This window comes from Spirosoma sp., from assembly GCF_048594605.1.
Lineage (GTDB): Bacteria > Bacteroidota > Bacteroidia > Cytophagales > Spirosomataceae > Spirosoma.
In genome coordinates, this window is record NZ_JBMDWV010000032.1 from 1 (window position 1) to 11,190 (window position 11,190).

At 45.4% G+C, this 11,190-nt stretch carries 11 protein-coding genes; 8 read left to right on the forward strand and 3 right to left on the reverse strand.

The annotated features are described in order from the left end of the window. Positions 1-434: carboxyl transferase domain-containing protein (locus ACOJS8_RS01625; RefSeq protein WP_420146779.1), on the reverse strand; the 434-nt coding region annotated here is incomplete at its 3' end. Between the two features lie 177 nt (positions 435-611). Between ACOJS8_RS01625 and ACOJS8_RS01630 the strand changes: the two genes are divergently transcribed. Beyond that, the gene (locus ACOJS8_RS01630) at positions 612-1,055 is read left to right on the forward strand and encodes a hypothetical protein (protein WP_420146780.1); all 444 of its coding nucleotides are present in this window, start codon (positions 612-614) and stop codon (positions 1,053-1,055) included. Between the two features lie 144 nt (positions 1,056-1,199). Here ACOJS8_RS01630 and ACOJS8_RS01635 read toward each other — a convergent pair whose 3' ends face one another. Next, the gene (locus ACOJS8_RS01635; RefSeq protein WP_420146789.1) at positions 1,200-2,927 is read right to left on the reverse strand and encodes a S41 family peptidase; all 1,728 of its coding nucleotides are present in this window, start codon (positions 2,925-2,927) and stop codon (positions 1,200-1,202) included. 219 nt (positions 2,928-3,146) lie between these two features. Here ACOJS8_RS01635 and ACOJS8_RS01640 point away from each other — a divergent pair, with 219 nt between their 5' ends. Beyond that, positions 3,147-3,446 (forward strand): Dabb family protein, encoded by a 300-nt coding sequence (locus tag ACOJS8_RS01640; protein WP_420146781.1) that lies wholly within the window; start codon positions 3,147-3,149, stop codon positions 3,444-3,446. Between the two features lie 75 nt (positions 3,447-3,521). Here the strand turns inward: ACOJS8_RS01640 and ACOJS8_RS01645 are convergent, their stop codons facing one another. Then, positions 3,522-3,935, reverse strand: a complete 414-nt coding sequence (locus ACOJS8_RS01645; RefSeq protein ID WP_420146782.1) for an Ohr family peroxiredoxin — start codon at positions 3,933-3,935, stop codon at positions 3,522-3,524. Between the two features lie 274 nt (positions 3,936-4,209). Here ACOJS8_RS01645 and ACOJS8_RS01650 point away from each other — a divergent pair, with 274 nt between their 5' ends. The 6 genes from ACOJS8_RS01650 (at position 4,210) to ACOJS8_RS01675 (ending at position 11,088) form a co-directional block, all read left to right on the forward strand. Beyond that, the gene (locus tag ACOJS8_RS01650; RefSeq protein ID WP_420146783.1) at positions 4,210-5,994 is read left to right on the forward strand and encodes a tetratricopeptide repeat protein; all 1,785 of its coding nucleotides are present in this window, start codon (positions 4,210-4,212) and stop codon (positions 5,992-5,994) included. Between the two features lie 81 nt (positions 5,995-6,075). Continuing rightward, entirely contained in the window at positions 6,076-6,951 is an 876-nt protein-coding gene (locus ACOJS8_RS01655; protein ID WP_420146784.1) for a DUF4292 domain-containing protein, read from the forward strand. Positions 6,952-6,977: 26 nt separating this feature from the next. Then, positions 6,978-8,420, forward strand: a complete 1,443-nt coding sequence (locus tag ACOJS8_RS01660; RefSeq protein ID WP_420146785.1) for a murein hydrolase activator EnvC family protein — start codon at positions 6,978-6,980, stop codon at positions 8,418-8,420. Positions 8,421-8,513: 93 nt separating this feature from the next. Next, positions 8,514-9,332 carry a 3-methyl-2-oxobutanoate hydroxymethyltransferase gene (gene panB, locus ACOJS8_RS01665; RefSeq protein ID WP_420146786.1) on the forward strand — a complete coding sequence of 273 codons (819 nt, stop codon included), beginning with the start codon at positions 8,514-8,516 and terminating at the stop codon, positions 9,330-9,332. 43 nt (positions 9,333-9,375) lie between these two features. After that, positions 9,376-10,107, forward strand: a complete 732-nt coding sequence (locus ACOJS8_RS01670; protein WP_420146787.1) for an RluA family pseudouridine synthase — start codon at positions 9,376-9,378, stop codon at positions 10,105-10,107. A 609-nt stretch (positions 10,108-10,716) separates the two neighbouring features. Beyond that, on the forward strand, positions 10,717-11,088 hold the full coding sequence (locus ACOJS8_RS01675; protein ID WP_420146788.1) for a hypothetical protein: 372 nt from the start codon (positions 10,717-10,719) through the stop codon (positions 11,086-11,088). Positions 11,089-11,190: the final 102 nt, after the last annotated feature.

An 11,190-nucleotide genomic window follows, 5' to 3' on the forward strand; every position in this document is an offset into this window, starting at 1 on the left:
GCAATTTTCTCGCCCACAACTGACCCCATCGAGCCGCCAATAAAGTTAAAATCCATGACGGCTATCGTAACGGTCAGGCCGTTCACTTCGCCGTATGCCGTCCGAACAGCGTCTTTTAGCCCCGTTTTCTCTTCCGTAGCCTTTATACGATCTGGATAAGCCTTCGTATCGACAAAGTTCAGCGGATCAGCCGAGGTCATATTAGCATCGAGTTCTGTAAACTCATTGTCATCGAAGAGAATAGAGAAATAAGCTTCCGAACCAATTTTTTCGTGATAATTGCAATGGACGCAGGTATAAGCATTCAGTTTATGCTCCCGCGTATTCATTATCTTTTTACAATTCGGACATTGATACCACAACCCATCGGGAGCTTCCAGCTTCATTTCGGTTGGGGTTTGAATACCCTTATCTTTTCGGACGAACCAAGACATTTTTCAGAAAGTAATTATCAGATAATAAGCCGTAAAGGTACAAAGAAAACCAGACCAATAAGTACTTCGCTTCTTCACCTTTCCTTAGTATACGTATTGACGATTTTAAAGCACAAACTGGATGTTTTGTTTGGCATCTGATTTTTTTATGGCTGATAAAGTTGTTGTTTTGCGAGCATGAAACACGTATTAACTGCTTTTCTTGTCAGCCTTACGGTTGCTGCTTTTGGTCAGGCTTCGGTAGCTTATTATCCATTCAATAGCGTAGTATCGGTCAGTTCCAATGCCGATCGTGCCTTCTGGTTTGATGGCCGTCTACAAACAAACACCCTATTCGGCTCACTCAGCACAACCCTTTGCCCAATGGTTAATGTCGCCCGTAAAGCGCAGGTGAATTATTATACAGGTCTGGGTGTACGGTTCAACCCGCTAAACGGTATCGATGATCGTGATGTGCTGGAGGGTTATTCGTTACACGTTGGCGTACGTGTAAAGCCACTTTTGATGCTGCCGAATCTACGGGTCGCCTTTGAACTCGCGCCCTACTCACGCAAGGATTTTAAAACAGGAAACCTTCAGTCGTTCCTAGGAATTGTGTATCAGTTCAGCAAGAAACAATAAAAAAGCTGCCAGATACGGGTCGCGCAAAGCATATTCTATGGCTCTGCTAATAATGACCTGTGTCTGGCTTCTATGGCTCTGCTAATAATGACCTGTGTCTGGCTTCTATGGCTCTGCTAATAATGACCTGTGTCTGGCAGCTTTTTATTTCTGATTGTACGTAAACATGCCGTGCTCGAGTTTATCGGCTCGGTCGAAGAGTTTCAGGGCCTTCTGATACGTATCATCACCTTGCGCTATAATCCGGAAGAACTCGTTATTCTGTCCAGCCTTGTTATTTTTCTGATAAATAGCCCGAGCAACTAACGCCTTAATCTGGTTGCGGATATAGTTTTTCGAGCGATTATACTCCTTCTCATTAAATTTAATCCCTTCAGACGTAGCTTCTTTCACCAAACGGCTCATCTGTTCGTCATTAATAGCGACCGTCTTGTCGAACTCGGCAAATGGCATTTTCTCAAGCTTCTTCCGATTGTCGTTGGTATATTCCATAGCAAACTCCCGGATGATATTCTTTCCATAGAGCTGAATTAAATAAGGTGTCTGCCAGGATGAATCCCTTGGAATAAAATAATCGGGCGTGATACCGCCACCCCCATAAACAATACGTCCGCCGTCGGTTTTAAATTTCAGTTTCGGATCGTTCTTGATTGAGTCAGCAATGTAATATTCGCCCCGTTTTGAGCGTAACTCAAGATCTTTTTCATAATCCCCTTCACGGCCCGGCACGTATGGTTTCTGAATGCTACGTCCGCTAGGGGTATAATAGCGCGAGATAGTCAAACGTAGTTCCGACCCGTCGGAAAGTGTCACAGGCATCTGTACAAGGCCTTTTCCGAACGAACGGCGTCCCGCAATCAGCGCCCGGTCGTGGTCCTGCAAAGCACCCGACACAATTTCTGAAGCGGATGCGCTTCCTTCATCAATCAGTACAACCAATGGCCCATCCTCAAACTGACCGGCAATGTGCGCATAGGTTTTCCGGTCATACCGGTTGTCTTTCCCATCTGTATAAACCAGTAGCTTATTACCCGAAATAAATTCATCGGCAATGTTGGTAGCCCGATCCATATAACCGCCGGGGTTGTTACGTAGGTCCAGCATCATCTGCGTCATGCCCTGAGACTTAAGCGCAGCCATTGCCGTCTTGAATTCATCGTACGTAGTTTCGGAGAACCGATTGATTTTGATATAGCCAGTCTTGGCGTCAATCATGTAAGAGGCATCAACCGAATAAGTCGGAATACGGTCCCGCGTGATTGTAAACACCTTTGGTTCTTTATCGCCCTTGCGCAGAATTGTCAGCTTCACATCGGTTCCCCGTTTACCACGTAACGCTTTGAAGACGGCGCTGTTTTCAATCTTTCCTCCAACCAGAGAAGTTTCGTCGGCTTTGAGAATTTTGTCACCACTCAGGATTCCAGCCGTTTCGGATGGACCACCTGCCATTGGAGTCACGACGTAGACGGTATCCTTATAAATATTGAATTCTATCCCAATACCATCAAATCCACCCTCCAGCTGCGACCGGGCCGCAACGGCATCCTGCGGATTCATATAAGCGGTATGCGGGTCAAGCTTCTCAAGCATTTTTGTAATTGAGAAATCGACCAGATCGTCTGTATTGACAGTATCAACGTAGTTATTTTCAATGAGCTGTAAAATTTCCCGGTACTTTGTATAACCCCGCCCGATTGTATTCAAGCTTTTGGTAGCACCAAAGAACGTAGCGCCAATGAGCATTCCCCCTGCCAACGTAATGCCCAGCAACATGGGTAATCGAACAGTAGCTTTGTCATTATTAATTCGAGGTCCCTGCTCGTCCGTATCACGACCAGCCGGTTTATTCATAGGGTTAGATTCTTCCTCCATTCGCTTATCCCTTAACTCGTTATTCATCCGTCTTGATAACGTGTGGAATATACTGAAATGTTTATCAGAAAGTTTTTATCCTGTTAAAAATTATTAATACGGTAAGGGTAATTATGAGTAATTCTAAGTACAGGCTGTTTTATAAGTAATATCGCATTCTATTTCAATCAATAGGATAGCCATTTTTTACGTTAACAGGACCTTATTCTTTACTATTTTATGTTTGTTCATACCGTTTTTTTCTGGCTCAAACATCCCGAAAGCCAGGAAGACCACCAGGCGCTCCGGACGGGTCTGGAATCGCTCAAAGCCGTAAAAGAAATTTCGGCAGCTTATATTGGTACCCCTGCCGAAACACGTCGGCCCGTGATTGATCATTCCTACGATTTTTCAATTACGTTCGTTTTTGCCAACAAAGCTGATCACGATACGTATCAGGTTCACCCCGTACACACGGCATTTGTCGATACGTGTTCTCATTTATGGGAGCGTGTTCAGGTATATGATGCGATTGGGTAACAGCGGGCAGAGGGCGTGGGGCATAGGGTAAATTGACAAACTTAGTTTTTACCCCATGCCCCATGCCCTCTGCTGCTACACCATCACCTCAATTTTCATGTCCATGTTTCCCTTAATGGCTTTTGAGTACGGGCAAACAGCATGGGCGGTCTCGGCTAACTGCTGCAGCTGATCACGATCCATGTGTGGAGCTTTAACCGTGATTTTCCCCGACAGGAACATGTTGTTGCCATCTTTATTGAGCGAAATACTAACCTCAACGGCGTGTTCGGGCAAAATAATTTTTCGGCGTTCGGCTACTCCCATCAGGGCTCCATTGTAGCAGGAGCTGTAAGCAGCGGCAAACAGCATTTCAGGATTTGCGGCACCGCCTTCTCCATGCATTTCAATAGGTCGTCTGACATCCAATTCCAAAATACCATCGAGTGATTTAACATCACCTTCGCGCCCACCCACATTGCTGACGGTGGCAGTATACAGGGTTTCCATCGTGTACGTTTTAAGTTTTTAGCGTTTTTAACTCAGTCTGAGTCTTTGATAAACCCCGTCATACTTGAAAAGTTATGCACGTAGGGCAAAGCGGTTGGAGAAGAGGGTAAAAGATAATGAGAGTATTTTCACCGCCCCAACCCCTTTGCCCTACGCCATATGCAACATTCCGTCATTTTAAACTACCTTTGTCTAAGGGACTTACTCAACAAAGTCGCAATAGAAAGAGGCAGGCCACGTTTTGGTAAATAAGTTCTTCTTTTTGCTGACCAGCATGAATACGTTACATTTATTATATCGTAACCGGCACCGGATTGGGTGGATAGGTAGCCTGGGGCTGGTTCTGTGGATGAGCCTGTATCCGGCTTCAGCGCAGCGCCGACGTACGAAAGCGATAGGTGTCGATACCTCGCTGGCAAAATCGGCATCGACGACGACGGTACGTATGGAAGCGGAAACGCAGTTCACGGAAGGAATGCGTTATCTGATGACCGATGAACCGGCAAAAGCCATTCCACAATTTGCCAAAGTACTGCAAAAAGACCCAAACAATGCCGCTGCTCAGTATGCAACAGCGAATGCCTTACTCAAGAGTGGAAAAACTGCGGAAGCCATTCCTCACGCCAGCAAAGCGTACTCCTTAGATAGCCAGAATAAATTTTATTCGTTACTCCTCGCCGAGCTTTACGTTAAGCAGAAACGCTATACTGAGGCTGAAGAGCTTTATGAAAAGCTCCTGAAAAAAGGACCGGAAAATGCAGAATATGGCGTCGAATTAGCCGCTATTTATTTGTTTAACGAAAAGCCTGACAAAGCCCTTGAGACTTACAATACGGTTGAGCGCGAATTAGGTCTTAATGAAGAAATTACCCGGCAAAAACAGCGGATCTACCTCAAGCAAAATAAAATTGATAAAGCGATCGAAGAAGCCGAAAAGCTTGTAGCCTCTGAACCCAGTGATCCTGACTATTTACTCGAAGGTGCGGAACTGCTGATTGCCAACGATCGTACAGATCAGGCCATTACCTGGATCGATAAGGCACTCAAGCTAAACGCCGACTTACCCCAAGCTCACGTATTGCTAGCCGACATTTATCGTAAAAAAGGCGATATGGATCGGGTTACGAAAGAGCTAAATCAGGTTCTGGCAAATCCAAATCTGGAAGCGGGTCTAAAAGCGCGGATTCTGTCAAGCTACGTAGGTATGACCGGCGAAAGTCCGGCAGCACAGAAAGATGCGCTAAGTATGGCGCAGAACTTAGCCAAAACATCGCCCAATGACCCTAAAACGCAGGTAATGCTGGCCGATTTACTGGTGCAACAGGGGAAAAAAGCAGAAGCTCGTGATACGTATGCTAAAGCTGCCCGACTGGACGGCTCTATCTACGAAGTCTGGGGAGCTCTATTGCAACTCGATGGCGAGTTAAATCAGATCGACAGCCTGCTGGTTCATTCCGAACAGGCACTCGAAGTGTTTCCGACCCAGGGCTTATTCTGGTATTCCAATGGAACGGCTAATTTGTTTAAACGCAAATACCAGCAAGCAGTAGACGCCCTAGAGGAAAGCAAAAAATTACTGGCTGCCAATTCGAATGCAGAACTGAAGCGAGGCATCGATGCCCAGTTAGGCGATGCATACAATGGATTGGGCGATTATGCTAAGTCTGACGAGGCTTATGAAGCCGTCCTGAAAGCCGACCCTATCAACGACCACGTATTGAATAATTATAGCTATTTTCTGTCTCTACGGAAAGCCAATCTACCACGGGCTTTGCAATTAGGCCAGAAACTCGTTGAGCGCCATCCAGCCAATGCTACGTATTTAGATACGTATGCCTGGGTATTGTATGTGTCAAAAGATTATGCCAAAGCCAGGCAATATCTGGAGAAAGCCCTGGCTGATTCAGCGAATGTAAGCGGTACCATCCTTGAACACTACGGCGATGTGCTTTACCAGCTTGGTCAGCCCGACAAAGCGCTTGAGCAGTGGAAAAAGGCTAAAAGTAAAGGTGGAGCCAGTTCCGATCTAGACAAGAAAATAGCTACTGGAAAGCTGTAATCGGTGGTTGATGATATGTGTTTTGCTGATCAGTTTGTTCTAACTGTCCGTCAAAACACAGCTCGTTATCCACTAAACCCTATGAATAAATACGTATTATTTGCCTTATTGTTAACCGTACTATTGAGTACAGATGGCTGCCGACGTCGCCATATATCGCGAGGGACGGGACAAACTCCAGTTGCCACCTCCCCTACTGACTCCAGTATCACAGCTCGCCCAATCTCAGGTACCACAGTCGACTCAGTAGCCGTTTCCCGGCCAGCACCTCGTCCAGGCATCGAAGAAGCACGTACCAACGTAGCGGAAATTGATTTTCGATACCTTACGGCCAAGTCGAAAATTTCCTTTAAAAATCAGCAGCAGGATATCGACAATGCGAATGTCAACATTAGGGTTCGCAAAGACAGTCTGATCTGGCTGTCAATTTCAAAACTGGGGATCGAAGCCGTTCGGGCAACCATCAGTAAGGATTCTATCACGATTGTTGACAAAATTCATAAAGAGTATTCCATTTATGATTTTCCAACCTTGAGCAAGCAATTCAACTTTGTTATGAATTTTGAGTTGCTCCAGGCCTTGATCGTAGGTAATCTACCTCTTCCCAAACGCCCTGCGCAAAAAATCAAAAATGAACGTGATTATCTATTGCTACGTCAGAGCGAGGGCAAAGTAATGGTCGAAAATTACATTGGCGAGCAGGATCGAAAACTGAAAAAGTTAATGGTGACCGAACAGCCTACCAAAAATACGTTGCGGCTGGATTATGAAGATTTTACGTCGCTCAATAATTTTCTGTTTCCATATACCAGTCTGGTAACACTCGATTACAAGTCGCAAACGGATGGACGATTTTACCAGACGCTGTTACGTATCAAGCATAATAAAGTCGAACTGGTCGACAGAAGCCCCGGTTTTCCTTTTACGATTCCGGCTAATTATAAACGTCGTCCCTAAGCCCTAATTGGTTGGATTAAGCCTTTATGCACCTTAAATTTTCATTTTCTCACCGGTACATTTATTGGTTAATAGTTAGTCTGACAGGGTTCAGTTTACTGCTACGTATTGAACCGGCCCTAGCCCAGCAGACCCAGCAAAATCGGCAGAATCTGGAGAAAGAAAAGAAGCAAAATCTGGAGAAAATGAACCAGATACGCACTATTCTTCGGCAGACGGCCTCCGAGAAAAAAGCAGGTTTGGGCCAGCTAAAAGCCCTCGATCAACAGATTCAGACTCAATCGAAACAAATTGGCTTGCTTAATAAGGACCTTCAACTGACCGAAGTCGAAATTTCTGAATTGCGCCAGACCAGCAATGCGCTAACCCGCGATCTGAATAAATTAAAAGCAGAATATGGCTCCATGATTTATGCCGCTGACAAACGACGGCAGCAGGTTAATCCACTAGGCTTTCTGTTCGCATCGGATAACTTCAATCAGCTTGTGGCCCGCTATCGCTATTTACGCCAATATTCCGACGCTCGCCAGAGTCAGGTTCGCCAGATGAACAACGTAATGACGATGCTTCAGGATAAACAGCAGGCTACGCAGCAGAAACGGCAGGACCAGAAAAAAACGATCAATGTTAAAGTTCAGGAAGGGCAAAAACTGACGGCCCTGAAGAACGAAAAGAATCAGGTTGTTAAAGAACTCGGCCAGAAAGAAGCTGAACTTAGCGCCGAACTTACCGAAAGACGCCAGGCCATTGCCCAGCTCGAAGCGATGATTACACGCATCGTGGCCCGCGAACGTGCCGAACGCGAAGCGCGCGAACGGGCCGAACGGGAAGCCCGTGCCGAACGCGAACGTATTGCCCGACGTGAAGCCGAACGCAGAGCCGCCGAACGTAAAAAAGCGGAAGAAGCCATTGCCGCAGCCGAAAAAGCCGGCGAAAAACCCGCTCCCGCCGACGTAGCAACGGTAGAAAAACCCGTTGAGCCGGAACCAACGCCACCGCCCCCAAAACTGGACGAACGACGTAACAACAGCTTAAATACGGCAGAGAGTGCTCTTGGCTCATCATTTACCGCGTCGCGGGCCCATCTACCCTGGCCTGTATCGAGGGGCTTTATTTCGGATCGGTTCGGTCGTCATCCGCACGCTGTGCTTAAAGGCATTTATATTGATAACCAGGGAATTGACATTCAAACCAACGCAGGCGAAACGGTTCGGGCAGTTTACGACGGCGTCGTACAGGACGTAGCTAGTATGCCTGGCATGAATAACGTAATCGCCATTCAGCACGGGAACTACTTTACGGTCTATGCTAGACTAAAGAACGTAGCGGTGCACCGGGGCCAACATATAAAAGCCCGCGATGTTATCGGTACCGTAGCAACCGATAAAAATGGAATTTCGGAACTTCAATTCCAGATTTGGAAAGACTTCTCCAAACTCAATCCCGAATCCTGGCTTGCGCCGAGATAAAGTTATAGCGTTATAGAGTTTACAGTAGCAGAGTTTCTCTGCAACTCTACAACTCTATAACTTTACAACTCTATAACTGTACAACTGACCCTTATGTCTGTTCATAATCCCGATATAAAGCGTGTAACAACGCACACCATTCAGGAGCTGAAAAATAAAGGCGAGAAAATTTCTGCGCTGACAGCCTATGATTTTTCAATGGCTCGTGTAGTTGATGCTGCCGGTGTTGAGGTAATTCTTGTAGGAGATTCTGCCTCCAACGTAATGGCAGGCCACGAAACGACCCTGCCGATTACGCTCGATCAGATGATTTACCATGCCAGTTCGGTTGTTCGGGCAGTCAAGCGTGCCTTGGTTGTGGTTGACTTACCATTCGGTTCCTATCAGGGAAATTCGTCGGAAGCGCTACGTTCGGCCATTCGGATCATGAAAGAATCAGGTGCGCACGCCGTCAAGATGGAAGGTGGTTTGGAAATCAAAGAATCAATCGTACGTATTCTGAGCGCTGGCGTACCCGTAATGGGCCATCTGGGGCTGACTCCCCAGTCTATTTATAAATTTGGTACGTACGCTGTTCGCGCTAAGGAAGAAGCTGAAGCTCAAAAGTTAATGGACGACTCCCGTATGCTCGAAGATATTGGCTGCTTTAGTTTAGTGCTCGAAAAAATTCCGGCTGCTCTTACTAAAACCGTCTCGCAGAGCCTTACCATTCCAACCATTGGCATTGGAGCCGGTCCTGATGCTGATGGACAAATCCTGGTAATTCATGATCTGCTAGGAATAAACAATGCGTTTAAACCCCGATTTCTACGTCGATACGCCGACCTGCACAGCGTTATGACCGAGGCTATTACGCATTACGTTGACGACGTAAAAGCACACGACTTTCCGAACGAGAAAGAAGCATATTGAGTTATCAGGGTACTTTTTGCAGTTACACACTACATTGTGTATTATGAAGAAAAAACCATTTCAGGTTATTTATGAGGACAACCATTTACTGATTGTCAATAAAGAACCGGGTATTCTGGTGCAGGGTGATCGCACAGGCGACACTACGTTGCTGGATATCTTAAAGAGCTATATCAAAGAAAAATATAATAAACCAGGCGAGGTGTTTCTTGGCTTAGTTCATCGTCTTGATCGGCCAGTGAGCGGTCTGGTTGTATTTGCCCGTACGTCAAAAGCGCTCGAGCGCATGAATGAGATTTTCCGGAAACGACAGGTACAGAAAACGTACTGGGCGATTGTCCGGCACAAACCGCCTAAGGATGCTGATAAATTGGTGAACTGGCTGATAAAGGACGAGCAGAAAAACCAGGTTACGGTGTATGATTACGAAGTTCCAAACTCGCAAAAGGCTGAGCTAACGTATCGGGTGCTAGGCAAAATCAACGAACATTACCTGCTGGAAGTAAATCCAATTACAGGTCGCCCCCATCAAATTCGTTCTCAATTGGCACACATGGGAAGTCCGATCCGGGGCGATGTCAAATATGGCTACGATCGGGCTGTAGCAGATAAAAAAATCTATCTCCATGCACGTCGTCTCTATTTTGTACATCCCGTAAAAAAGGAGCCGCTTATCTGTAAAGCGGGCTTACCCAATGATCCGTTCTGGGAGGAGTTTTTAGATCTGGACGACGAGAACTACAAGGATAAGAATATGGATTTTATTTTTGAATAAAGCCCGTATCATAAAATGAAGAGCCACATTTCTTATGACAAGAAATGTGGCTCTTTCTATATACAGATATGCACTAACCGTGGCGTCAGTTGATTTTACTCAGAAGGCAATATATCTAGCCTCATTTGCTCCATTATGCGTTCGATCATCTGAACAACGCCATAGATAGCACCGAAGACTACACATAACGGCAAAATAATGGGTAGAAAAAAAATCCACTGAAAAATCATATAGAGTCGGATATTCTTCATTGGCCTCAGGAGATAATTTTAAAGTTAAGTAAGTGCTTACGGTAATACGCCTATAAGTTACGCATTTCACATTAGAGATACAATAATCGATGCGAAACAAATGAACACATAAGGCTACATCTAATCATATTCAAAATTAAACTTGACTTAATACAAAAACAAGTTAAATATCAAAAAAATTCCATTCAAGTATATTTATTCTCTGATACTATATATATAATACTTGTTACCCTCTTTACTTTTCAAGCACTATACTTTATACCATCTGTATTTGAAATTGATTATTCAATAAACCACTGTAATTCAAGTTCTATTTGATATTTTTGACAATCAGTCCATTAATTACTGCACCATTAGCGTGTTCCGCCTGCAAGGTTACCGGTTTGGGATCGCCCGTTTTTTGCTTGGTCTATACGTAGCTGTATTGGTCAACGGGGTTGTATTTCGCCATGCACACCGACTCGCCGATGGAACTGTAATCTGCCACGCGCACCCATACAAATCATCGCCGGGAACACAATTCCCCAATCATGCTCACAGTCGCGACGAGCTGATTTGGTTTGATGCCTTCGACAATTTACTGTACGCCAGCAACAGTTCATTTACCTGGACAACTGTTTTAGCAACTATCCTGCTGGTTTTTGCCGGAAGTGTTGTGCTGGTTCCATTTCACAGACCGTCAACGCACGTAGCGTTTCAGCACCGAGGTCCGCCGATTCATTTGGTCTAATTCCTGTTTGTTTCTCGCAATTTATCATTTGATGCTTCTCTGAAGCACCAGATTGCTATGGGTTGTGAGCGTATTCAATTGGTTTATTCTCCAAATGTTATC

What these genes read in the sequence shown, in the direction of transcription:
- ACOJS8_RS01630 (WP_420146780.1), top strand. Translation starts at nt 612, where the DNA reads ATGAAACACGTATTAACTGCTTTTCTTGTCAGCCTTACGGTTGCTGCT.
- ACOJS8_RS01650 (WP_420146783.1), top strand. Translation starts at nt 4,210, where the DNA reads ATGAATACGTTACATTTATTATATCGTAACCGGCACCGGATTGGGTGG.
- ACOJS8_RS01670 (WP_420146787.1), top strand. Translation starts at nt 9,376, where the DNA reads ATGAAGAAAAAACCATTTCAGGTTATTTATGAGGACAACCATTTACTG.
- ACOJS8_RS01655 (WP_420146784.1), top strand. Translation starts at nt 6,076, where the DNA reads ATGAATAAATACGTATTATTTGCCTTATTGTTAACCGTACTATTGAGT.
- ACOJS8_RS01635 (WP_420146789.1), bottom strand. Translation starts at nt 2,927, where the DNA reads ATGGAGGAAGAATCTAACCCTATGAATAAACCGGCTGGTCGTGATACG.
- ACOJS8_RS01660 (WP_420146785.1), top strand. Translation starts at nt 6,978, where the DNA reads ATGCACCTTAAATTTTCATTTTCTCACCGGTACATTTATTGGTTAATA.
- ACOJS8_RS01645 (WP_420146782.1), bottom strand. Translation starts at nt 3,935, where the DNA reads ATGGAAACCCTGTATACTGCCACCGTCAGCAATGTGGGTGGGCGCGAA.
- panB (WP_420146786.1), top strand. Translation starts at nt 8,514, where the DNA reads ATGTCTGTTCATAATCCCGATATAAAGCGTGTAACAACGCACACCATT.
- ACOJS8_RS01640 (WP_420146781.1), top strand. Translation starts at nt 3,147, where the DNA reads ATGTTTGTTCATACCGTTTTTTTCTGGCTCAAACATCCCGAAAGCCAG.